Raw genomic sequence first — 23,631 nt, 5'->3', positions numbered from 1 at the left:
GATGTCAGGCTGCAGCCTTTTTTGCGACCGTAGTTTTCTCCACTCCGCGCATCAAGGCCGCGGTTCGCCGCAACGAGCCGACGCACGCATGGCCCGCCTACTGAAAAATTCATGAGCGGACATCTCGTATGACGGGAATCAAAATTGCTCGTCAAGCCGGCCGAGCCTCCGGCGACGCGCCGTCGTCGCTGACGCTTTGGAGCGACTCCCGCTCGCGCGACAATGCGCGCGCGGCATGACGCTTATTCGACAAGCCGGGCCGGGCGCCCATCCCTCACCAACCCTTTCGGGTAGTTATGATCCAGACGCGCTGACGCCGACAATTCGGCGCTTTCCCTACAAAAATAGTGTCGTTTCCTACACGCCCGAAAAGCTGATCTGGCGGGTGGAGACAGGCGGGTTGCGCGCGCCGGAGCGCGACGGAGCCCTATCCTTGCCTATCCGAAGAAGCCGCAGGCGCGCCGGCGCCGCGTCCCGGGGACGCGCTCGGAAAAAAATTTGTCGCAGTCAGCGTCGCAGCCTTGACTCTATCGGGCGATCACGAAGCCCGATCGTCATTTGGACGCCTCTTCAGGCTCAAAATCGAGCGCGACGCCATTGATGCAGTAGCGCAGGCCCGTCGGCGGCGGGCCGTCGTTGAACACATGCCCGAGATGGGAGCCGCAACGGCTGCAGTGCACTTCGGTGCGGGTCATGCCGTAGCTGCGGTCGACCGTCGCGCCAAGCGCGCCGGGCAGCGGATCGAAGAAGCTGGGCCAGCCGGTGCCGCTTTCGAACTTCTCGCCCGAGCGAAACAATGGCTGTCCGCAGCCGGCGCAATTGAACGCGCCGCGGCGCTTTTCGTGATTCAGCGCGCAGCTTCCGGGGCGCTCGGTGCCATGCCGGCGCATGACGTCATATTGCTCGGGGGTGAGACGCGCGCGCCATTCGGCGTCAGTGCGGGTTACGGGAAAAATCTCGTCCATATGCCAGCGCCTTGTCTCGAGTGTCGGTCCCGGGTCCCAATCTTGTGTCGCCCGCCGGCTTTCGCCAGAGGGGCGAGGCGGGATAGAGTGGCCATCTTTCAGCGAAAACGACGATTCGAGAATGAGCGACAAAAAATTCGACGCCGTGGTGATCGGCTCGGGGCTGGGCGGATTGACGGCGGGGGCGCTGCTGGCGCACGCCGGCTATAGCGTATGCCTGCTGGAGCGCAATTTCAGCCTGGGCGGCGCCGCCTCGGTCTATAAGGTCGGGCCGCTGACCGTCGAAGCGTCGCTCCACCAAACCTCCGATGCGCGCAATCCCCGCGACGTGAAGCACGACATCCTGCGGCGGCTCGGAATCCTCGACGAAATCGAATGGCTGCCCACCGGGTCCCTGTACAAGGTGCGCGGCGGGCCGGTGGGCGAGGCCTTCGAACTGCCTTTCGGCTTTGCGCCGGCCTATGAGGCGCTCGCCGAGCGGTTTCCGGACAAGCGCGCGGCCATCCAGAGATTTCTCGGCGAGGTCGAGCAGATCCACGACGCGCTGTGGACGCTGAAACAGGCGCGCGAGGAAAGCTCCTTCGCCAAATTCAATCGCGCGCTCTGGGAAATCGCGCCGGCGGCCGCAGGTTGGCAGAACTCGTTGCATGACATCATGGAGCGCGATTTCGCCGGCTGCGAGGCCTTGAAATGCGCGCTGGGCGCCAATCTCGCCTACTACGGCGACGATCCCCGCAATTTGTGGTGGATCTATTATGCGATCGCGCAGGGCGCTTATATCGGCTCGGGCGGCGCCTACATCAAAGGCGGCTCGCGGCAATTGAGCCTCAAGCTCGCCAAATGCATCACCAAGTCGGGCGGCGCCGTGCGCATGGGCCGCCTCGTCAACGCCATCGAGACCGACGCGGACGGCAACGCCGTCGCCATACGCCATGTCGCCCGGCGGGCCGGCGACGGCGAGGAGCGCATCGAAGCGCGCGTCGTCATGGCGAATTGCGCGCCATCAGAGGCGGCGGCGATGATGGACGCGCCCGCGCGCGCAAAAATGGAGGAGGCCTTCGGATCCCGGAAGCTTTCGACGTCGCTGTTTTCGGCGAATTTCGGCCTGAACGCGAAACCGTCGACCGTGGGCCTGACGAATTTCACGACGGTCGTGATGCCACGCGACATGCGGCGATTCGATCAATATGGCGATGGGGCCGGCGCGATGGCGGAAGATCCGAAGGATGCGCTGCCGCTGCATACAATCGCAAATTTCACCGCAGTCGATTCGGAGCTTTGGGATGAGCCGCCGATTCTCGTCAGCGTGCTCGGCCTCGATCGGCTCGACAACTGGCGCGATCTGCCGCGCGACGCGGCGGTTGCGCGCCGGGAACGCTGGCTCGACGCCATTCAGGCGTCTCTCGACCGCGACTATCCGGGCTTTTCCGGACTTGTGACGACGCGGATGCTGCTCAACGCCTATTCGATGGCGGGCTATCTCAACACGCCGGAAGGCGCGGTATACGGCTTTGCGGCGTTGCCCGCCGACGCGCCGATCCTGATGGGATTTCCGCGTACGCCGCGGACGCCGATCGAAGGGCTCTATCTCGCCTCGGCGTTTGGCGGCGAACACGGCTTCAATGGCGCCATGCTCTCCGGCGCCGAAGCCGCGCGGCTCGCCGAAACCCGGCTCGCCGTCGCGACCTGAACTTTAAAAGACGCAGCTGTGCGGCGCAGACGACGCGCTGCGCCGCAGCAGGTTAGTGCCTGCGCTTCTTGCCGCCGGCTTTCGCGCCCGAGCCGATGCCGAGCTCCGCCCGGCAGGCCGCGCTGATCGAGCCTGCATTGGCTCTCAGGCACCGCTCAATGGCGACCGCATCGGGGATATACGCCTCGCAAACGCGATTCGCGTCGCCTTCGCAGGCCTCGCGCTGCTGCGCGGTTCCTTGCGCGAAAGCCGGCGCAAACGCAAAGAAAGCCAGCACAGCCGAAAGCCTCAGAATGATGCGCATTCAGATCGTCCTTCCTTTATCCGCGCTTCGAGGCCATTGCCTACCTCAGACGCGCCACTCGCCGGCGCGCCTCCTCAAGCGACGATGCTGCTTGATTGCACCGCGCCCGCCGGGAATCAAGTCGCAATTATCCCTCCGGAACGGTCCCCTGCTCCGCGCGGGCCGCGCCGGGCGTCACACGGCTGTTCGTCTCGAGGCGGCGGATGGCGCGGCAAATAAACGCTATTCGCGATTATTGTCGGCGCGATGGCCGTCGCAATGGTCGCTGCGCTGGGCGTCGAAAATTGGCTTTCTTCAAAGGCGGTTGTTCGACAGGCCGAAAGGCGTCGAAATCACGCCGATTGTGAGGCCAGACGCCAGCAACTGCGCAGTCTGCATCGCGTCTCGTGCGAGGATCAATGGGCGCGCCGCGGGAAGGACGCCGACGACCTTCGTCGCCGTCTCAACGGCGAGACAGGCCGCTTTCCGGCTTTTCCCGGTCTGAATGGTCTGCTGCGGCGACCATGGACAAGTTTACGGCGCGTCTCGCCGGCGGAGTCGTGACAAACGCGCTCTTTTCAGCAATGACTGTCGGCGCGAATGAGCAAAGGGATGAAGCAGCGCTCTTCAGAAAATCCGCGGTCGGGACGACGGCGAACCCTGCCGACGAAGGCGCATCGGCCATGACGGAACGCGCGCGCATGAAGGGCTGGCGCTTTCTGCTGCTCAACGGCGCGGCGGGGGCGGCGAACGTCGTCATGCTCTCGAACGTGCCGGGCTATACGGTGCTTGCGCCCTACGCGGCCGGCAGCCTGCAAGGCGTGACGCCGAGCTACGGCACCTGGGCGACGACAGACCATATGGTCGGCATCGCGCTCGGACTGCCCTTGTCCCGGTGGTTTTCTGGACGGTTCGGCGATTATCGCGCGCTGGTCGGCGCGCTCGTCGTCTACGCCGTCTTCTCGCTGATGTGCGCGGCGAGCGAGACGATCTGGTTTTTCGCGCCCATGCGCTTCCTTCTCGGCCTTGCCGGCGGGGTGGCTCTGCCGCTCGCGCAATCAGTGACGCTTACGCAATATCCGGACGATCAGCGCACGCTCGGCGTCGGCTTCTGGGGCGTCATGAGCATGGCGCCCTTCACGATCGGCATCTTCATGGGCGGCTTCTGGGCCGAATATTTCAACTGGCGCTGGCTATTTTATTCCAATGTTGTGGTTGTGTTGCCCGTGGCGGCGGTCATTTCGGCGCTGTTTTATCGGCGCGGGTTCGAGCGCCGCATTACGCGCTTCGATAGCATCGGCTTCATTCTGCTCGCTGCGGTCATGGTCGGCGTCCAGACGATTCTCAATATGGGCAATGATTCCGACTGGTTCGCATCGCCGCTGCTCGCGTGGCTGCTTCTGGTCGTGATGCTGGCGCTGCCGATGTTCATCTTCTGGGAATTCGGCGAGCGGCGCCCCGCCATCGACCTGCGGCTGTTTCTACATCGTAATTTCGCCATCGCGACCTTCTGCTCGCTCGTCGGCTTTCTGGTGATTCAGGGTCTGCTTTCGTTATTCATCGTGCAATTGCAGTTGCTGCTCGGCTACACGTCTTCGCTCGCCGGCATGGTCTATCTGGCCATGATCTTTCTGGCGATGGCCGCCGCCGCCGTCGTGCATGAGATCACCAGGAACGTCGACGCGCGACTGATCGTGTTTTGCAACTTCATCGGCCTCGCCGTGACCTTCGTGTGGCTCGGCCACTACGACAAGAGCGCCTATTTCGATAATGTGACGACGCCGATGTTTTTTTTCGGCTTCTCGCTCGCGATGTTCTTTGCGCCGCTCGCGACGCTCGCCATGACCGGGCTTGCCGGCGAGCGGCTGATCCGCGCGGCGGAGGAGCTCGCAATGTTGCGCACCGTTTTTGGCGCGCTCGGCATCACGCTGCTCGGCGTTCTCTTCTTCCGCCGAACGCCGTTTCATCAACTCGATCTCGCCGACCATTTCGGCGGACGGCGCTTCGCCTCGCTTGACCTGCTCGCCTCGTTCTTGGACCGCATGGAGGCGATGGGCATGTCGCCGAATGCGGCGCAGAGCCGGGCGGCGCAGCTCATTCGCCAACAGGCGGCGATCCTCGCGCTCAACGACGCCTTTCTGCTCGGGGCGATGGCCTTCATCCTGCTCGCGGGGGTCGTCTGGTTCGCCTATCCAAGCTACGCGTCCAAGAAGCGTGAGACCCTCACGCGACTTTCGGCAGAGGAGCTGATGGAGCAGCCTTGAGCGGCTCGGCGGAGCTTCGGTTGGGAACATAGCTCGACTTTAAGCGTTACTCCCGTGAATTGTTCAAGCTTCCGAAGCGCCGTGACGGATCGCACATTCTTAGAGGGACGCAAATTTTTTGCGCGGAGGCAGCCCATGGGCCGCCCCGCGAAAGCCAAAGGCCGCGATCGGTGATCGGCGCGCCCACGCCGCTCGTCCCCTATTTCCTGGCGTTCCACATTTTGACGCTCGCGCTCTGGTGCGCAGGCCTGATCGCCCTGCCGCTGATGTTGTCGCGCCACGACCCGGCCATCAGTCAGACCGACTACACGCGGATCCGGCGCTACACGCATTTCGCCTATACGCTTGGCGTAACGCCGGCCGCCGTTCTGGCGGTGGCTTCGGGAACAGCGCTGGTCTTCCTGCGTGACGCTTTCACGCCCTGGATGTTCCTCAAACTCGCCTTTGTCGGCGTTCTGGTCCTCACACACGGCTGGGTCGGGCACACGGTCACATCGATCGAAGAAACTCAAGGCCTTTACCGACCGCCGCATCCCGCCCTGCAGGCCGCGGCGACGTTCATTCCGATCCTCGCGATCCTGTTTCTGGTGCTCGACAAGCCTGATTTCAGCGAGTTTCGCTTTCCGCAATGGCTCACTCAGCCGCAGGGCGGTCAGCTGCCCTTTTTGGCGCCCAGCCGATAGTCGAAGACGAGCTTGCCGCCATGCCATCCGGTCACCGACGCCATGATCACGCAAAAGATCGACAAAAGCAGTCCGTAGGGCAGCACGACGGCTTGGCAGTCGGGCAGCCGATAACCCCAGTTCACGCCGAGCAGAGCAAGCAGCAGGACGGCAAGGATGAAATGCGACCAGGCCGCGGTCCTGGCGCGTATGCCGGGGACAAGCAACAATTCCGCTGTTCCGGACAGACCCGCCAGAAGGCCGAGCAGAAAGCCTCCGCCCGCCGACCAGACGCCGGCGCGCGCCCAGAACGCGTCGCCCGTCCACCAGTAGAGGAGATCGGCGCCAAGCAGGGTGAATGTCAGCGCGATCGGAAAGGCGACGGACATCGCGTGAATCGGATGGCCAAGCACCGCGACCCGGGATTCGGTTTCTTGAAAATCGGGAAGCTGTTTGATCGGGTCGACAAAGGCGCTTCGCCCGCCATTCCGCTTGTTCGCCACCTTGGCTCCTCCGCGCATCGATTCCTCATGTTAACGCCTCTCGCGCTCTCAGGTTGCGCGGGACGCCTCTCAGCGCTCGATCCCGCGGGTCCCGTCGCCGAACGCATCGCGACGCTGTGGTGGACGATGCTCGCGGGATCCACGGCGATTCTCGCCCTCGTGATGCTCCTGCTGCTGATCGCCTTTCTTCGGTCGCCGAAATCCCGTCAGAGCGAAGCCCGGCAAGAGCGCTTCTGGATTTATGGCCTCGGCCTCGCCTTCCCGCTCGTTAGCCTCGCCGCGCTTCTGATCTACGGCCTGGTCCTCGGCGAGGCGCTTCTCCCCAGACACGACGGCGACGTCGTGACGGTGCGCGCGCAGGCGCGTCAGTGGTCCTGGAGCTTCAGCTACGCCGACGCCGCCGGACTGCGCACGCAGGGCGTTCTGCACATTCCCGCCGGCCGCCCCGTCGACGTCGAGATCACCACGCTCGACGTGATCCACAGTTTCTGGGCGCCTCGACTCGCGGGCAAGCTCGACGCCATCCCCGGACAGGCGAACGTGCTGAGGATCGAAGCGTCCGATCCTGGAGAATATCATGGAGTGAGCGCGGAATTCAGCGGGACCGGATATAGCGGCGACGCTTTCACCGTGATCGCGCATGATCCCACGGGCTGGGACGCCTTTCTCAGGCGTGCGCCGCAATGAACGCGCTCGGGCGCCATCGCGCCCTCAGCCGCATCTGGTCTTCCGAACCCGGCTGGAAGGGCGTCATTTCGACCGTCAATCACAGCGATCTCGGGAAAATGTTCCTTCTCGTCGCGACGGTCTTCTTCAGTATTGGCGGCATCCTCGCGATGTTGATCCGGACGCAGCTCGCCACGCCGCGTTCGGTCTTCCTCGCGCCCGCGATCTACGATCAGATCTTCACGATGCATGGAACAGTCATGATGTTCCTCTTCGCGATTCCGCTGTTCGAGGGCGCGGCCGTCTATCTGCTGCCGAAACTGCTGGGGACGCGCGATCTGGCGTTTCCGCGTCTCACGGCGTACGGCTTCTGGTGCTACGCGTTCGGGGGCGCGATGCTGGTCTTCGCCATGCTCGCCGGCCTTGCGCCGGCGAGCGGCTGGTTCATGTATCCGCCGCTGTCTTCCGCCGCGCATTCGCCGGGGATCAACGCCGACTTCTGGCTCATCGGCGTCACCTTCGTCGAAATTTCAGCGATTGCGGCGGCCGTCGAAATCTGTGTCTCGATCCTGAAGTTTCGCGCGCCCGGCATGTCGCTGGACCTGATGCCGATCTTCGCCTGGTACGCGCTCGTCACCGCGCTGATGATCCTGATGGGCTTTCCACCATTGATCCTCGGCTCGATCCTGCTCGAACTGGAGCGCGCCTTCGGCTTTCCCTTTTTCGAGTCGGCGCTCGGCGGGAGCCCGCTGCTCTGGCAGCACCTGTTCTGGCTCTTCGGCCATCCGGAGGTCTATATCATCTTCCTGCCCGCCGCCGGCGTCGTCTCGACGGTGCTGCCAGTGATGGCGCGCACGACGCTGCTCGGCTATCGCTGGGTGGCGGCGGCGGCCGTCGCGCTGGCATTCCTGAGCTTCGGGCTCTGGGTGCACCACATGTTCGCGACCGGCATACCGCATATGGGGCTGGCGTTTTTCTCGGCGGCCTCCACCCTCGTCGCCGTTCCCACGGGCATTCAAATCTTCGCCTGGCTTGGCACGCTCTGGAAGGGGCGGCCGCGTCTCACGCTGCCCATGCTTTACATCATTGGTTTTTTCTTCACCTTCGTGATCGGCGGATTGACCGGCGTCATGGTGGCGATCGTGCCGTTTGACTGGCAGGCGCATGACACCGCTTTCATCACGGCGCATCTGCACTATGTGCTCGTCGGCGGATTCGTCTTTCCGATGCTGGCCGGACTGTACTATTGGCTCCCCCAGCTCACCGGGCGCAAGCGCTTCTTTCGAATAGGCGAGATGGCCTTCTGGCTGATCTTTCTCGGATTCAACGGCGCCTTTTTCGCGATGCATTGGGTTGGACTGCTCGGCCAGCGGCGTCGGATCGCATGGTATCCAGACGATGCGGGCTGGACCACGATCAATCTGATTTCCTCGATCAGCGCTTTCGTCATGGCGATCGGCGTGGCGATGGTGGTCGTCGACATCGCGCTGCATGCGCTTCTCGCGATCCGAGGGTCGCGCAACCCCTGGGAAGCCGGGACGCTGGAATGGGCCATGCCGACGCCCCCCGCCGCGTATAATTTCGCCAGCATACCCATTGTCAGCGATCGCGAGCCTCTGGCGATGGACCCGAAGCTCGCGGAGAAAATTGCGCGCGGCTGTTATTTCCTTGCCGCGCCGCACGGAGACTTGCGCGAGACGTTGACCGTCGACGCGGCGAGCGGACGGCCCGAGGCTCTGGTCATCTTCCCGAGCAATTCGACGCTGCCGATCGCCCTGGCGGCGGCGACCGGAGCGGCTTTTCTCGGCGCGCTGATACGAGTCTACTGGATCGTTCCCGCGGCCTTGCTGGTCGTCGTCGGCCTTTCGCTGCGCTGGGGCTGGTCGCAAAGACAGGCGCCGCATCCCGGTCTTCAAAATGTCGGACGAACGACGCTTCTGCCCCAAGCCATCGAGACAGATCGGTCTCCCGGCTGGTGGGGGTCGGCATTTCTGCTTGTCGCGGATACGATTCTGTTTGGCTCGCTTGTCTTCGGATACGCTTTTCTTTGGACGATCGGGCCGAATTGGCCGCCGCCGCAATGGCTCTCGCCATCCGCTGTTGAACTGACGCTGGGCCTCATCGGCGCCGCCGCCGGCGTGACCGGCATACACGCCGCCGCATGCGGCGCGTCGCCGCGGCTTGGAGTTCTCATCTCGCTCGCCGGCTTGGCGACGACGATCGCGGCGCTTGCGATGACGCTTGCGCGGGCGAGCGCGTTAACCGACTACGCCTATGGGGCGACGATCTTCCTGATGATCGCCTATGCGCTCCTTCATGCCGTGATCGCGGCGATCATGACATGCTCGCTTGCGTATCGCGCCTTGCGCGGCGGACCGTCCGCCCCACGACGCTCTAACGTCAATATTGTTGGCCTTTGGACTGACTATGCGGGCTTCGTCGCTGCGGCCGGCCTCCTCGGCGCGCAATTCTCGAGCTATCTCGAATGAGAGACATCCTTCGAATCGTCATCGCCATGCTCCTATGGCTCGCCCTGTTCAGCGCCCTTTACGGTTTGGAAGGCGTCGGCTGCGCGTCCGGTTGGCCTGAAATCCGCGTCAATGGCGGGTCCTTGTTCCATGTCGCCATGACGATGGCGTTTTTCGTCGCGCTTCTGACGCTCGCCGTCCTTCACGTCGCGCTGCATTCGCGGCTCTTTCGCTCCGCATCGCCTTTTGTCGCGCAGATCAGCCGAATTCTCGGAATCGCGGCCCTCGTCGCGGGCGCATGGACTCTGTTCCCCGCCGTGGCGGTTTCGAGCTGCCTATGACGTCGGCCGCGCTGGAATTGCGCGTCAAGCGACCCATTTCCAAATACGGGACGACGCGAGACGCCTCAGTTCGGGTGGTTCCCGATCTCGATTGCACATTCCAGCGGCAGGCTGTGTCTAAGCAGAATTTAGCGATGTCCGTCCTTGCAATCGCTTGTAAAGCTTTTAGCATAAATGCGCGCGTTGATGCGGTCGATCGAAAGCGCGTTCCATCCCGCACCCATGCGCGCGAAGCGTCGTCGCGACAAATATTTCAGCAACATGCAGAAACAATCGCCTCACAAACGGGACACCGCCATACTGAGGTAATGTCGTATGCCGGACCCCATGGATCCCCAATGCCAAACCCCATGGATCCTGAGTCGATGTGGAATCCGATTCGGCGCGCCAACGGTTTCCATCACGAAAAGCTCCCCCGAAATACGGGATCGGTCGACGCCTGGATCGGACGCGCGCAATGACGCGCGGTCAGATCGGACTGTCTGGGTGAACACATGAATGCGATTGTCGTTATTGCGCTCAAGAGACCCTACACATTCGTCGTTTTCTCCATCTGCATATTGATCTTCGGCGTCATGGCGGTCCTCAAATCGCCGACAGACGTGTTTCCCAACATCAAAATACCTGTCGTCGCCGTCGTGTGGTCCTACGCCGGCCTGCTTCCGAACGAAGTTTCCGGCCGCATCACCTATTATTACGAGCGCGCGCTGACCTCCACCGTCGAAGGCATCGAACATATCGAGAGCCACTCCTACTACGGCAGCAGCATCATCAAGATCTATCTTCAGCCTGAGATCGATCTCGCGGCCGCGGAAGCGGATATCGCCTCGATCTCCCAGACGGTCACCAAGGCGCTGCCGCCCGACATTTCGCCGCCCATGGTCATGCGCCTGGAAGCGTCATCGGTTCCCGTCGCGACGCTCCAAGTCACGTCGAAGAACCTGACGCCCGCAGATCTCTACAATATGGCCAAGAACAAGATTCGCCCGCTGCTGGTGACGATCCCCGGCGCGATCCTGCCGCATCCCTATGGCGGGCAGGACAAGCAGCTTCTCGTCTCGCTCGACCAGCAGAAGCTCCTGTCGCGCCATTTGACGGCGACCGACGTGCACAACGCCTTCGGCGACCAGAGCATCGTGCTTCCAGCGGGCGACCAGAAAATCTGGTCCAGGGACTGGCTGGTGCAGACCAACGCCACGCCTCTACAGGTCGAGGATTTCAACAACATTCCGATCAAGCGAGTCGGCAACGCGACCGTCTATATGCGCGACGTCGCGGATGTGCGCCTGGGCGGTCCGCCGCAGACGAATGCGGTGCTGGTCGACGGCAAGCAGGCGGTCATGATCGTCGTCATGAAGAGCGGCGAGGCCTCGACGCTCGACGTCGTCGACGGCATCAAGAAGATGATTCCCCGAATAAAAAAGGTCGTTCCGCCGGGCGTTGACGTCAAAATCATCAACGACTCGTCGATTTTCGTCAAAGACTCGATCTTCGACGTGCTCCACGAAATGGCGCTCGCGTCGGCGCTGACCGGTCTGGTCGTGCTGCTCTTTCTGGGCTCGTGGCGCGCGACGGTCATCATCGCGACGTCGATACCGCTCTCGATCCTCACGGCGATCATTTGCCTCCACATCTCCGGCCAAACGATCAACGTCATGACGCTTGGCGGCCTTGCGCTCGCCGTCGGCATTCTCGTCGACGACGCGACGGTGATGATTGAAAATATCGACACGCATCTGGAGATGGCGAAGCCGTTGGAGACAGCGATCATCGACGCCGCCAATCAGATCGTCGTGCCAACCTTCGTTTCGACGCTCTGCATCATGATCGTCTGGTTTCCGCTGTTCGAACTTACCGGCGTCTCGGGCTGGCTGTTCATGCCGATGGCCGAAGCCGTGATGTTCGCAATGGCGGCGTCATTCATATTGTCGCGCACGCTCGTGCCGACGATGGCCAAATATCTTCTCGTCGACCACAATGCGCCGCACGCTGACGGCGCCGAGGCTGAAGCGCCGCCGACGACGCCGAGCGGCCGCAAATATCCGACGCCAGAGGAAATCTACGCGCTCGCCAACGTGGACTCCGAACAAAGCGCGCTGGGCGGCGAGGGCGGCGTGTCGCACTTCGCTATGCCGGTGGCGGAGCACGGCCACCCGCATAAGACCCCGCGCAACGTCTTTGGCCGCATTCAGCAGCAATTCGAGAACGGATTCAACGCGTTCCGCGAGCGATACAATCTGCTCCTGGCCTCGGCGCTCGCCAATCGCGTGGCCTTCGTGTCGATTTTCCTGGCCTTCGCCGTTTTGTCGTCGACGCTGTTCTTCTTTAACGGGAGCGACTTTTTTCCCGAAATCAAATCCGGAATTCTGCAGATGCACATGAGGGCGCCGCTCGGCACCCGCATCGAAGTGGCCGGACGCATCGCCTCTCTCGTATCGAACGACATTGAAACGCTGTTGCCGGGTCAGGTCGAAGGCGTCGTGAGCAATTGCGGGCTGCCCGTCGGACCGCACAATCTCGCCTTCATACCGACCCCGACGATCGGCGCGCAGGACTGCGATCTGACCATTTCGCTCAAGAATGAAACATCGCCTGTGTGGGATTACCGCCGCATTCTGAGAAAGGGGTTGAGCGAGCGCTATCCGGGAACGGAATTCACATTCCAGCCGGCCGACCTCACGGCAAAAATCCTGAACTTCGGATCGCCGTCGCCGATCGACGTTCAGATCAACGGGATGGACATCGAAGAGAACTATGAGTTTGCCCGAAAGCTCGCGAATGCGCTCAAAAAGGTTCCCGGCGCCACCGACGTCGTGATCCAGCAAACGATGCGCACGCCGACACTGCTCGTCGAAGGCAATCGGAGTCTCGGCTTAGGAATCAAGCTGACCGAAAAGAATATCGCGGACAATCTTCTGCTGACGCTCTCCGGCAGCCAGCAGGTCGACCAACAGTTCTGGCTCGATCAAAAGACCGGCATGTCCTATCAGATCAACGTCTATACGCCGCAGCCGCAAATGACGCGCATTCAGGACTTGCTGACGATCCCTGTCGACAAGGGAGACCTCGATCCTTCCGGCAAGGAATTGCAGCTCCTCGGCAATGTGGCGACGGTCTCTGCGGTCGGAACGCCCGGCGTCGTGACGCATCAAAACATCATTCCGCTTTTCGACATCTATGTCTCCGCGGAAGGACGCGATCTTGGCGGCGTGCTTGCCGACGTCGAAAAGGTCGCCAAGAGCATGGAGCACGAACTTCCCGCCACCGCGAGCCTGGAAGTGCATGGGCAAGCCGAGACGATGCATAGCGCCTATGTCGAACTCATCGCTGGACTGATTGCCGCGATCGTGCTGATTTATCTTCTGATGGTCGTGAACTTTCAGTCCTGGCTCGACCCCTTCATCATCATTACGGCGTTGCCGGGCGCGATCGCCGGCATCGCCTGGGCGCTGTTCGTGACCCATACGAACCTGTCGGTGCCCGCTTTGACGGGCGCGATCATGTGCATGGGCACGGCGACGGCAAACTCGATCCTTGTCGTTTCCTATGCGCGCGAGCGATATGAATATCACCGCGACGCCGTGCGCGCGGCGCTGGAATCAGGATATGCGCGCATCCGTCCAGTGATCATGACGGCGGCGGCCATGATGATCGGCATGCTGCCAATGTCGATGAGCAATTCTCAAAACGCGCCGCTTGGACGCGCAGTCATCGGGGGACTGGCCGTGGCGACCTTCGCGACGCTGCTCTTCGTGCCGTGCGTTTATGCGATCGTCTACAAACGCAACCCGCGTAAAGCGAAAGGGGCGGGTGATGAATAAAGTCGCCGTGCAGAAGGTTGAGTTTAGTCAACGTCGTCGCCTGTTCGCGGCGATCGCCGCCGCCATCCTGCTTTACGTTGGCTATCAGCTCTATGAGCGAAAGCGCGCCGCGGACACGCTTGCCGAGGAAACGCTCGAAAACGCGGTGCCGAACGTGGCGGTCGTCCATCCGACACAGGGAGCGCCGACCGAGACGATTACGCTCCCGGGCAATGTCGACGCATGGTTTCAGGCGCCGATATACGCGCAGGTCTCCGGCTATGTGAAAATGTGGTACAAGGACTATGGCGCGCATGTGAAGAAGGGCGACATTCTCGCCGAAATCAATACGCCGACTCTCGACGCCCAATATTCGCAGGCCGCAGCCGCGGTCGAAGCGCAGCGCGCCAAATACAATCTCGCGGCGGTCACCGCCGACCGTTACCTGGCGTTGAGAAAATCGCACGCGGTTTCGGAACAGTCCATTTCAGTTGAAGTCGCCAATCAAAAGTCGGAGGCGGCGCAACTCGAAGCGGCCGAGCACAATCTCAATAATTTCGCGGCGCAGCTGAAATTCAAGACGATTGTGGCCCCTTACGACGGCGTCGTGACGTCGCGCAACATCAACGTGGGCGACTACATCAATAAGGAAGGCAATATCAGCGACCGCAGCGCGGTGACGAATCTCTTCTCGGTCGCCGATATTCACAAACTTCGCCTCTTTATCTCCGTCCCGGAATCATTCGCCAGCATTCTCAAACCAGGGCTAAAGGCGGAAGTGCGCGTCCTGCAATTTCCCAATCGCGTCTTCACCGCCGATTTCCTCACGGTCGCGGGGGGATTCGATCCCAACACCCGGACGGCGGTGACCGAATTCACGATTGAAAACCAGGACAAGGCGCTCTGGCCCGGTTCTTACGCTACGGTCAAGTTGACGGTCCCCATCGATTCGTCGAAGCTTGTCGTTCCATCGAGCGCGCTCGTCTTTCAGGAGCAAGGGGCGAGCGTCGCGACTTTGACCGCGGATGATCACGTGAAATTGCAACCGATTGACATCAGCCGCATTCTGGACGGAACGATCGAAGTCAAACGCGGCCTTACGCCGGAGGATCGTATCATCGACAATCCCAGCGCCGCGCTTCTTGACGGAGAAAAAGTACGGGTGGTGACGCCTGCGACGGGTTATACGATGCCGCCGCCGGGTTATGCGTCGGACGAGCCGGAACCGGCCAAGAGCCGCGACTGATCGAACTTCATGACATCCGGCCGTACGCGAGAACGACAATCGATGTGGTGGGCAATTCCCAAGGCGCGCAAAAAGACAGCGCTCGTGCTCCAGACGGTCGCGCTGGCTGGCTGCAACGCGCTTCCGACCGTCGACCTGGCGCCGACCTACGCGCCCCCGGCATATGTCGTTCCCGCCTCTTGGCGTGGATCGAGTCCGTTCGTCGTCGCTAATCCATGTGACGCCGAAATCCGCTCCGACTGGTGGAAGCTGTTTCGAGATCCTGTTCTCGACAGGCTTGAAGAACAGGCGATGGCGGCGAACCCTGACCTGCAGGCGGCCGCCGAGCGCTTCCTTCAGGCGCGCGACGTCGTGATCAAAACGCAGTCGCGCCTTATCCCGCATCTCGGGATGGAGTTCGGCGCATCGGACAATAAAGAATCCGACAATGCGCTGTTCCGGAGCCCGTTCAATCCGATCTACGACAAAAGCTTCTCCCCCGGCGGCATCGCGTCGTGGGAGCCGGATTTCTGGTCGGCGATTCGCAACGCCACGCGTTCGCGCATCTATCGCGCCGAGCAGGTCGCCGCCGATTATGCGCTCGCAAAGCTCAGTCTTCAGGCCGAACTCGCGAGCGATTACTACATTCTGCGGGGATACGACGCGCAAAGCGCAATCTACAAGCAATCAATCGCCTATTACAAGCAGTCACTCGACATCGTCAACGACCGCTTCAAAGGCAAGCTCGCCTCCGAGCTCGACGTCGCCCGCGCCCAATCGCTGCTTTACGGCACGCAGGCGAAGGCGCTCGAAATTGAAGGCGAGCGCGAAGTCATTGAACACGCAATCGCAATCTTGACGAACACTGCGCCGGCGAGCTTCAGGATCGCGCCGGTCAACACGTTCAGACTCGCGTCGCTAAAGGTGCCGAACACATTTCCGGCAGCGCTGCTGGAACGCCGTCCGGACATCGCCAGCATGGAGCGGGAAATGGCGCAAGCGAATCGAGAAATCGGCATCGCGCGCGCAGCCTTTTTTCCAAACGTGACCTTCAAAGTCACCGGCGGTTTCGAAAATCACAATCTCGACCTCTTGAAGCTGGCGCATAGTTTCTGGTCCTATGGGTCGTCGATCTCCTTGCCGATTTTCGAGGGCGGCCTGCGCAGAGCGCAGTTGCAACAGTCCTGGTCCGCATATCGAGAAACTGAGGACAAATATCGCTCGACCGTTCTCAACGCATTCCGCGAAGTGGAGAATGGTTTGAGCCTCACCAACAGGCTGAATCGCGCCGCCAAGCGGCAGGACGCCGCGGTCGAGGCGGCGACAAAAACGCAAAATCTTACGATGGAGCTCTACAAGGGCGGCCTCAATTCGAGCCTTGAGCTCATCTATGCGCAGGTTGCGACTCTGACGGCGCGCATCGACGCCGTGCTGGTTCGCACGCGCCTCGCCAGAGCGTCAGTGCAGCTGATACGCGCGCTCGGCGGCGGCTGGGATCGAGGCAAGCTGCCGACCGACGATCAAATTCCGCCAATGTCCATGTTCCAATACGACTTGACGCCGCCGCCGCCGGTCGGCGGCGTGCCCAATGCTTCGCCGGGCAACAGCGCAGATAACGATCTGACCCAGGCGTCGCAGACGTTCCCCTGGCCGTTCTTTCGCGCCGACGCGCGATAGACCGATATGAGCCGCGCGTCGTTTCAAGCGTCGATGACGGCGGCGGCGAGGACATCGTTGAATGGAGCGCGTTAGCGCGGCGCGCCGCTCAGGGAAAGCGCTCCAGCGGCTGGCTGGCGCGCACATAGAGCGGATGGCGCGGCGCGCCCTCTTTCGTTCGGCCGAGGCAGGCGAGGCGCGCGCCCGACGACTGAAACATCCGCAGCGCCCTGTCGGTTTGATCTTGCCGCGCCTGTGCGCCCCAGGCGCAGATGATCGGCGCCGACTGTTCGATCGCCTGCGCGGCGAGGCCGACAAGCGTTCGCCAATTCTTCGGACCGATGGGATCGCGGACCGCCCAGAGCGCCTGCGGCGAGGGCGAGCGCAGGGCGTAAAGATTGGCGACGAGGATTCCGCCCGCGCCTTCGCGCCGCGCCAGGCCGATGCAGCGGCGAATCGTCGGATCGTCCTCTACAGCGTCGGCCGTTGACGGATTCAACATGACGAAAGGCAGTAGCGGCGCGTCGCTCCATCGGCGCATGAGGCTATAGCGATAGGCGCGGCACCTGGAGATCGCCGCCGTTCGTTCGATCTCTCGCACAACGGTTGGCGGTTCAGGCATTCGCCCGCCCGTCGATGACATCGCGTCGCCTGATCCAAATCGCCGCCGCATTATTCGTCTCGACCACTCGAATTCAGCGAAAAAACGATCTTCGCGCATGTTCCGCGCGTTCTGGCGTCGTAGGTCAGCGCGCCACTGACTTTCTGGGCCATGGCTTCCAGCAGAGTCTGACCTAATCGCGTCGATCGCGCCGTCGTCTTTGCATGTATGCCGACGCCGTCATCCTCTACGGAGAGAACGGCGGAGTTTGCATCCTTGCGGGAGATCTCGATCCGTATCTGTCCGTCGCCGCCGGAATAGGCGTGCTTATGCGCATTGATGACCAACTCGGTGACGATCATGCCGACCGCAACCGCATGATCGGGGGGCGTCAACAGCGGTTCGGCCGAGAGGCGCAGATCCGAGCTGGAAGCTTTCGATCTCAGCGACGCTTGGAGGTCGGCAACGAGATCGTTCAGATAATCCCGCAGATTGATCGACTTCACGCTGTCGGATGCGTAGAGGCGTCGGTGGACGTCGGCGACGGCCATGACGCGGGTCTCGGCGGTCGCCAGCGCCGCCTTGATTTCATCGCTGGACGAGACTTGCGCCTGCATGCGCAATAGCGCCGCAATGAGCTGAAGGCTGTTGCCAACGCGATGATTGACCTCGCGCAACAGCATGCCGCGCTCGTCCGCGAGCGCTTCGAAGCGGTCTCTCGTCGCTCTGATTTCCGCTTCTGCGCGTTCCTTGGCCTGGCGCACCTGTTCCGCCGCGATCGCGGCGTCGATCGCGACCATGAGGAAGGACAGAAATTCCCCCCTGACATCCTTGATCACATAGTCGACGGCGCCGGCTTTGAGCGCGGCGATCGCGATGCGGCTTTCCTCCGCGGCGGTGACATAGATGACGGGCGGCGCCGAGCCCAGTTCTCTCAACGCCATCAATATTTCCAAGCCGTCGCTGCCGGGCATGTGATGATCGAGCGCCACCACGTCGAATTCCCCAGCCAGGACCCGCTCGACCGCGAACCGGCCGTGTAGAACGAAATCCACGTCGTAACCGTGGCGGCTCAATTGCTTTTGAACAAGCCTGCAGAGGGCTTCATCGTCATCGACGTACAGGAGCCGGATCGTCTCTCGCGACACGTCAGAGGATCTCAGGAATCTGAACGACGGAAAGAAACAGTCCAAGTTGCAGAATCGCCCGCGCGAAATTCTCGTAACTGACAGGCTTTGTAATGTAGATATTGCATCCCAACTCGTAGCAACGTTGAATTTCAACCTTGTCGTCTGTCGTCGTCAAAACGACGACAGGCGCTTTCTTGAGGTCGTCGTCCTCTTTGATCCTTTTCAGGATCTCGACGCCGCTCATATCCGGCAAATTCAAATCGAGAAGGATCAAATAGCCCTGGCGCTCTTTGGATCGCGCGCGCGCTTCGTCAAACAGAAATTCCAGAGCGCTGGAGCCGTTGGCGAAAGCGACGATCGGGTTTTGAACGCCGGCCCGCCGGACGTTTTTCTCGATCAGCCGCGCATGGCCTTCATCATCTTCAATCATCACGATATGAACCGGAATTGGCTGATACATGGCGCGCTACTCGCTGTGAGGCCAAAATTTGGGAAGCGCGACGCTGAACTCGCTGCCCATTCCTGGCGTCGATTGTATCGAAATCGACCCGCCGAGACGGCGCGCCAACGCCCGCGTATGCGCCAGCCCGATACCTTCGCCAGGCGTCTCCTGGTTTCCGGCGCGCCGGAAGAGATCAAAAATTCGTTCCTTATCCTTCTCGTCGACGCCTTGCCCGTTATCCTTCACCTTGTAGACGATGATCGTCGGCGTTTCCGTCGCGGAAAGCGCAATCTCCCCCTGGACCGACGGCCGAAGATATTTCAGGGCGTTGTCCACAAGATTGAGAAAAATCTGCTCCAGCGACAGGCGATCGCTCGTCACGTCTGGGACAGGCGCGATCGTGATCGTTGCGCCGGCCTCTCGCGCCTGATGCGCGACCGCCTCGGTGATTGTTCGAAAGAGTTCGTTCATATCAATCCGCTCGGGACGGAGCATGCGCTGCCCTTCGCGCGACAGCTGTAAAATGGCGTTGATCAACCGATCCATCTTGGAGGTCGATAGTTTAATGAACCGCAACGCCTCGTCGAAGTCGCGCGCGCGTTCGTCGGCGTCTGCCGAATTCTGCTCGCGAGAAAGCCCTTCATGCGTCGCCTCGAACAGAGACGGTCGAAGCGATTCAAGCTCGCTGGTGAATCCCATAATATTCACGAGAGGCGCGCGCAAATCATGGCTGACGATATAAGCGAAGCGCTGGATCTCCTCGTTGACCTCTCGAACATGCCCTGTGCGCTGTTCGACCAGCGATTCCAGATTGGCGTTGGTCGCTTCAAGCTGGCGCTGGAGCCGCTGCAGTTCCATTTCCCTTTGATGCATGAGCAGCAAGGCGGCTCCGGCGACGCCGATGATCAGCGCCGAACCCGCGACAGACGTCACCAGCAAATCGCGTTGGAACTCTATCGAGGCCGCGGTTCGTCTTTCGACCAGGGCCTGACTTTGTTGCTCGAGCGTATCGAAGATCGGTCTGACGCTTTCCGTAAGAGTCGCCTGCTCCTTGACGATCAGATCGGTCGGCGCGCGCTTCTCACGCGCATTGTAGGCGGCGTAAATGTCCTCCCACTGTCCGTCGAGCTTGGCGATCGCCTCTTGCAAAGGTCGCGCGGCGGTCTGTCCTATCTCATCGTCCAGTTCGCTCGCGCTCAGGAGTTCTTTAAGCGCGGCCGTCAGAGAGCGTTTGTCGCTCAAATGAGCGTTCAGCGTCGGCTGCTGGCCTGTCAGAAGAAAACCGCGAAGCGCGCCGTCCGATCGGTGGAGAAGATGGCGCACTTTGAACAGCTGGTTCTGAAGTTCGAGCGCGTTCGCCTCGAGCCTTGCCGCGGCTTGGCTGCGCTGCACGAGAAACACGATGGCGACGCTCATCGCCGCGAGCGTCACGAACTCGGCGACAAGCACCGCAATGCGGGAGGTCTTCGTCGTCGTTCGCATCCGTAGCGGCGCGCCTTGCGTTCTCCCCTTGAGCGTTGCCGGCGCGTCTGGGTCGGCACTCTGATATCTCAAAAGCCACGCCCTGTCTGTTCACTTGTGAACAGTTGCGATAGAAACAAACGCTGAATGCGCGCCTCTCTTATTGGGGCGCCGATGAAGCGCGATTCAATGTCTTGGCTGATGGAGATCCGCCGGTGCACTTTCGTCCTCGCGTGATGAAATCGAGGAGTCAGGGGCTCGGAAGCAATCTGCTCAGGGCGTTGCGTCCAGCAGATCTGGCGCTCTTGTCGCCAAGCCTCGAGAGCGTGCAACTCGCGTCACGCCAGATTCTGTATCAGCCCGGCGATGACGTCAACCACGTCTATTTCCCCTGTGACGCGACCTTGCTGTCTTTCGTCGTCCCTCTGGAAAGCGGCAAGGATGTGGAGGCGGCGTTGATCGGCCGCGAAGGCGCCGTCGGAGGCATCGTCAGCCACGGACGTCTGCCGGCCTATGCGAGAGCGATCGTTCAATGCGAGGGGCCGGCGCTTCGAATGAAATGCGTCGAGCTGGAGCAGGCGAAAGCGCAATCATTGACGCTGCGGCAGTTGTTCGCCCGCTATGCTGACTGCCTCATGGCGCAGATGTTTCAAAGCGTCGCCTGCAATGCGGCGCATTCCATCGAACAACGTACGGCGAAATGGCTTCTGGCGACGATGGATCGCACCGATGATTCGGCGATTGCGCTGACGCAGGAGCAATTGTCCGGCCTGCTGGGCGTGGGCCGCAGTTACGTCGGGAGAGTGATGCGGTCGCTGAAGGAGCGCCGAATCGTCGAATTCGGATATCGGCGACTGATCATTTTGGATGAACAGGCGCTGCGGGATACAGCATGTGATTGCAATGGGCTGGTCAGCCGTCATTTCCACGAAGTTCTCAGAGGCGTTTATCCGTCCGCGCAGGATGAACGAAACGCCGAAGATCCCGTTCTGGATATCTGAGTCTTCGCGCGCGGACGAACGCGCGCGACTCCTCAGACCCTCGTCAAAGCACGCGCGTGCATGTTCCGCCCTCCTTCGTGCCGGACCAGTGCTCTCCGGCCCCGACGCAGGCGGCGGCGTAACTGGCGCAGTCGAAGGATGGACCTCCCTCGCCCTGCTTGCACTCCTTTTGCATACACTGGCCGTCGATTTCCTTCGTACATGTCAGGACTCGTCCCGAGAACCCGACGCCGTCCTGGCGGTCGGAAAAAACGCCGATATTCGGATCGAACGTCACGCTCTTCACGTTCCGGTCTCCGCTGCAGCCTGCGAGCGTCATCAGCGCAGCGAACGCGACCGCATATGCGGGAATCGTCGAAGCGACCATTTTTCTCTCCTGCAATCGATCCAATATTGACGTCGCGCGCATGACGGACGGCGTCCTCCAACGCTGTGACGTCCGCCAACGACATGCAGCGCCTCAAAGGAGGCAAACGAAATTCATTCTGAAAAGTTCCGGCGAGGCGCGGCGCAGGTCAGCCGACGATCGAAAGCGTCGTTCCGGAAGAAACCGACGCGGCTTGGAGCGGCGGGAGGCGGCGGTCTTTGACGTGATCCTTCGGCAATCACCTGCCGACGTCGACGCCAATTCGCGTGACCCAAATTGACGCTTCGATCACGACATTCGCAATCGTTCCCGCCGCGCCGAAAGGCGGCGGAGACGGCGGACCGGCGGCTTATGCGCTTTGGCGCCCTTTTGTGGAGTCTCGTAAAGGCTAAGGCTGCGGCGAACGCTCTCTCTAAGCCTTTGTTTTTAATGGTGGGCGGCACAGGGATTGAACCTGTGACCCCTCCCGTGTGAAGGGAGTGCTCTCCCGCTGAGCTAGCCGCCCGTCGCCATTGGCGATCGATCCTCCTCGTGTAGGAGAGCCCGGCGCCCCCCGTCAAGATCGGAAATCGCCCCGCGTCGCGCGCCTTCCCTCTGCCGCGCGGCGCTCACGCCTGCGCCCCGCGTCGATGGCGCCCCGCACTGCTCACGGCGGGGTCCATTCCTTCGACAGAACGCGGCGCGCCATCGGCTCGAAGGTCGCAAGCGGTTCGTTCTTGTAGTCGGGATCGAAGGAGACTTCGTCATATCTGGCGCAGAACTCGACCGTCCGCTCATAGGCCGGATCCGTCTTGAACCGGTCGCGGGCGTTGGGATCGAGACCGAGATGGGCGGCGTAGAAATAGGTCTGGAACAGGCCGTGCTGCGCCAGCATCCAGTAATTGTCGCGGCTGATGAAGGGCTTGAGGATCCCGGCGATCACCTCGCCATGGTTGAAGGGGCCGAGCGTCTCGCAGGCGTCATGCAGCAGCGCGACGACGACATATTCCTCGTCCTTGCCGTCGCGCAGCGCGCGGGTCGCCGATTGCAGGCAGTGGTCGTAGCGCGTGATGTTATAGGCGGTGTCCTTGCGCAGATCGCGCAGCAGTCCAAAGAGCCGGTCCGGCAGTTCCTGGAGCGTGTGCTCGTGAACCCGTTTGAGGATCTGGAAGTCTTCGTCGGTGCCCTGGTCCATCCGCGTGAAGCGCATTTTTTCCATGTCGCGAACCATTCCCCGGATTTTGCGCGGCACCGGCCGCGGCGGCAAAGCGGCTCAAAAGATCATGACGCCTGAGGCGCCCGCTGGAGCTTCGCCGCATTCAACGAGGCCACCGCGTCCCACAGCTCGTCGAAATGCGAAATGACGCGATCGGGCGAAAACGCCGCGACCGGCGTGTCGGTGTAGCCGAAATCCACCGCGACCGACGGCGCTCCGGCGGCGCGGGCGGTGTCGATGTCGGTCTTCGAGTCGCCAATCATCACCGCGCGCCTCGGATCGCCGTCGGCCGCCTCGATCGTCAGCCACAGCGCGCGCGGGTCGGGCTTGAACACGGGGAAGCTGCCGCGGCCGCAAATCGCCGCGAAGCGGTCCGCCGCGGAAAGTTTTTCCAGCAGCAGCCGCGCCAGCCCTTCAGGCTTGTTGGTGCAGACGGCGAGACGAAAGCCCGCCGCCCTGAACCGGTCGAGCGCCGCCAGCGCGCCGGGGAACAGTCTGCTCTCATCGGCGATATGCGCCTCGTAATAGGCGAGGAAATCGCGCATCAGCGCTTCGGCGCGCTTGGGGCCGAGCGGTGCGCCCCGACAGGCGAAGCCGCGCTCGATCAGCGCGCGGGCGCCGGCGCCGACGAGCGCGCGCGCGTCGGCCACCGCAAGCGGCTCCAAACCCTCGCGGGCCATCAGCAGATTGAGCGCGCCGATGAGATCATGCGCCGTGTCGGCCAATGTGCCGTCGAGATCGAAAACGAGCGTGGGGGAACGGGCCATCATAGCGTTAGGGCTAGCCGCATGGCCGCCCCGGATCAACCCGTCCCGTGGAATGGGCGAAATTTACCGGCTCTGCGCGCGCGGGCTCAGCGTGTAAACTGCCCCGACCGATTCGCGACAGGGAGCGCAACATGCGTGGAACGC

20 protein-coding genes and 1 tRNA gene are annotated in these 23,631 nt (G+C 61.9%); 10 read left to right on the top strand and 11 right to left on the bottom strand.

The window, feature by feature from the left end; genetic code table 11:
* Positions 1–554 precede the first annotated feature (554 nt).
* Positions 555–965, bottom strand: coding sequence for a peptide-methionine (R)-S-oxide reductase MsrB (gene msrB / locus AB7F41_RS05100; RefSeq protein WP_428383273.1), 411 nt, complete (start codon positions 963–965; stop codon positions 555–557).
* A 121-nt stretch (positions 966–1,086) separates the two neighbouring features.
* Between msrB and AB7F41_RS05095 the strand changes: the two genes are divergently transcribed.
* Complete coding sequence (locus AB7F41_RS05095; RefSeq protein ID WP_428383271.1) at positions 1,087–2,655, top strand: phytoene desaturase family protein; 1,569 nt, start codon at positions 1,087–1,089, stop codon at positions 2,653–2,655.
* A 52-nt stretch (positions 2,656–2,707) separates the two neighbouring features.
* Here AB7F41_RS05095 and AB7F41_RS05090 read toward each other — a convergent pair whose 3' ends face one another.
* Positions 2,708–2,959 carry a hypothetical protein gene (locus AB7F41_RS05090; protein WP_428383269.1) on the bottom strand — a complete coding sequence of 84 codons (252 nt, stop codon included), beginning with the start codon at positions 2,957–2,959 and terminating at the stop codon, positions 2,708–2,710.
* Between the two features lie 662 nt (positions 2,960–3,621).
* Between AB7F41_RS05090 and AB7F41_RS05085 the strand changes: the two genes are divergently transcribed.
* Positions 3,622–5,202, top strand: a complete 1,581-nt coding sequence (locus AB7F41_RS05085) for an MFS transporter (RefSeq protein ID WP_428383268.1) — start codon at positions 3,622–3,624, stop codon at positions 5,200–5,202.
* A gap of 170 nt (positions 5,203–5,372) precedes the next feature.
* Positions 5,373–5,885: a CopD family protein gene (locus AB7F41_RS05080; RefSeq protein ID WP_428383266.1), complete on the top strand. Its 513-nt coding sequence runs from the start codon at positions 5,373–5,375 to the stop codon at positions 5,883–5,885.
* Here the strand turns inward: AB7F41_RS05080 and AB7F41_RS05075 are convergent.
* Positions 5,855–6,367 carry a DUF2231 domain-containing protein gene (locus AB7F41_RS05075; RefSeq protein ID WP_428383265.1) on the bottom strand — a complete coding sequence of 171 codons (513 nt, stop codon included), beginning with the start codon at positions 6,365–6,367 and terminating at the stop codon, positions 5,855–5,857. The genes AB7F41_RS05080 and AB7F41_RS05075 overlap by 31 nt on opposite strands.
* Positions 6,368–6,394: 27 nt before the next feature.
* Between AB7F41_RS05075 and AB7F41_RS05070 the strand changes: the two genes are divergently transcribed.
* The 6 genes from AB7F41_RS05070 to AB7F41_RS05045 all read left to right on the top strand — a co-directional run bounded on the left by AB7F41_RS05070 (position 6,395) and on the right by AB7F41_RS05045 (position 16,544).
* Complete coding sequence (locus tag AB7F41_RS05070) at positions 6,395–7,054, top strand: cytochrome c oxidase subunit II (RefSeq protein ID WP_428383263.1); 660 nt, start codon at positions 6,395–6,397, stop codon at positions 7,052–7,054.
* Complete coding sequence (gene ctaD / locus AB7F41_RS05065) at positions 7,051–9,522, top strand: cytochrome c oxidase subunit I (protein ID WP_428383261.1); 2,472 nt, start codon at positions 7,051–7,053, stop codon at positions 9,520–9,522. The genes AB7F41_RS05070 and ctaD overlap by 4 nt, the downstream gene beginning before the upstream one ends.
* Complete coding sequence (locus AB7F41_RS05060) at positions 9,519–9,842, top strand: hypothetical protein (protein ID WP_428383259.1); 324 nt, start codon at positions 9,519–9,521, stop codon at positions 9,840–9,842. Before ctaD ends, AB7F41_RS05060 begins: the two co-directional genes overlap by 4 nt.
* Positions 9,843–10,336: 494 nt before the next feature.
* Positions 10,337–13,663 (top strand): efflux RND transporter permease subunit, encoded by a 3,327-nt coding sequence (locus AB7F41_RS05055; RefSeq protein ID WP_428383257.1) that lies wholly within the window; start codon positions 10,337–10,339, stop codon positions 13,661–13,663.
* The gene (locus tag AB7F41_RS05050) at positions 13,656–14,888 is read left to right on the top strand and encodes an efflux RND transporter periplasmic adaptor subunit (protein WP_428383255.1); all 1,233 of its coding nucleotides are present in this window, start codon (positions 13,656–13,658) and stop codon (positions 14,886–14,888) included. The genes AB7F41_RS05055 and AB7F41_RS05050 overlap by 8 nt, the downstream gene beginning before the upstream one ends.
* A 42-nt stretch (positions 14,889–14,930) precedes the next feature.
* Entirely contained in the window at positions 14,931–16,544 is a 1,614-nt protein-coding gene (locus AB7F41_RS05045) for an efflux transporter outer membrane subunit (protein WP_428383253.1), read from the top strand.
* Between the two features lie 88 nt (positions 16,545–16,632).
* On the opposite strand, the gene AB7F41_RS05040 is transcribed toward AB7F41_RS05045, so the two are convergent.
* Genes AB7F41_RS05040 through AB7F41_RS05025 form a run of 4 tightly spaced genes read right to left on the bottom strand, consistent with a single transcriptional unit; the run spans position 16,633 to position 20,178 of the window.
* The gene (locus tag AB7F41_RS05040; protein WP_428383251.1) at positions 16,633–17,145 is read right to left on the bottom strand and encodes a DUF1643 domain-containing protein; all 513 of its coding nucleotides are present in this window, start codon (positions 17,143–17,145) and stop codon (positions 16,633–16,635) included.
* A 50-nt stretch (positions 17,146–17,195) separates the two neighbouring features.
* On the bottom strand, positions 17,196–18,272 hold the full coding sequence (locus AB7F41_RS05035; protein ID WP_428383249.1) for a sensor histidine kinase: 1,077 nt from the start codon (positions 18,270–18,272) through the stop codon (positions 17,196–17,198).
* A gap of 1 nt (position 18,273) precedes the next feature.
* A complete protein-coding gene (locus tag AB7F41_RS05030; protein ID WP_428383247.1) occupies positions 18,274–18,714 on the bottom strand; it encodes a response regulator in 441 nt (146 codons plus the stop codon).
* A 6-nt stretch (positions 18,715–18,720) separates the two neighbouring features.
* Complete coding sequence (locus AB7F41_RS05025; protein WP_428383245.1) at positions 18,721–20,178, bottom strand: sensor histidine kinase; 1,458 nt, start codon at positions 20,176–20,178, stop codon at positions 18,721–18,723.
* A 215-nt stretch (positions 20,179–20,393) separates the two neighbouring features.
* Between AB7F41_RS05025 and AB7F41_RS05020 the strand changes: the two genes are divergently transcribed.
* Positions 20,394–21,158: a Crp/Fnr family transcriptional regulator gene (locus tag AB7F41_RS05020; RefSeq protein ID WP_428383279.1), complete on the top strand. Its 765-nt coding sequence runs from the start codon at positions 20,394–20,396 to the stop codon at positions 21,156–21,158.
* A 43-nt stretch (positions 21,159–21,201) separates the two neighbouring features.
* On the opposite strand, the gene AB7F41_RS05015 is transcribed toward AB7F41_RS05020, so the two are convergent.
* From AB7F41_RS05015 to AB7F41_RS05000, 4 genes are all read right to left on the bottom strand, one after another.
* Positions 21,202–21,525 (bottom strand): hypothetical protein, encoded by a 324-nt coding sequence (locus AB7F41_RS05015; protein WP_428383243.1) that lies wholly within the window; start codon positions 21,523–21,525, stop codon positions 21,202–21,204.
* 430 nt (positions 21,526–21,955) lie between these two features.
* A tRNA-Val gene (locus tag AB7F41_RS05010) sits at positions 21,956–22,030 on the bottom strand.
* Between the two features lie 141 nt (positions 22,031–22,171).
* Entirely contained in the window at positions 22,172–22,735 is a 564-nt protein-coding gene (locus AB7F41_RS05005; protein ID WP_428406452.1) for an HD domain-containing protein, read from the bottom strand.
* Between the two features lie 50 nt (positions 22,736–22,785).
* Positions 22,786–23,490: an HAD family hydrolase gene (locus tag AB7F41_RS05000; RefSeq protein WP_428383240.1), complete on the bottom strand. Its 705-nt coding sequence runs from the start codon at positions 23,488–23,490 to the stop codon at positions 22,786–22,788.
* Between the last annotated feature and the right edge of the window lie 141 nt (positions 23,491–23,631).

The organism is Methylocystis sp. (assembly GCF_050251305.1).
Classification (GTDB): Bacteria; Pseudomonadota; Alphaproteobacteria; order Rhizobiales; family Beijerinckiaceae; genus Methylocystis.
This window is presented reverse-complemented; position numbering and strand designations above follow the sequence as displayed.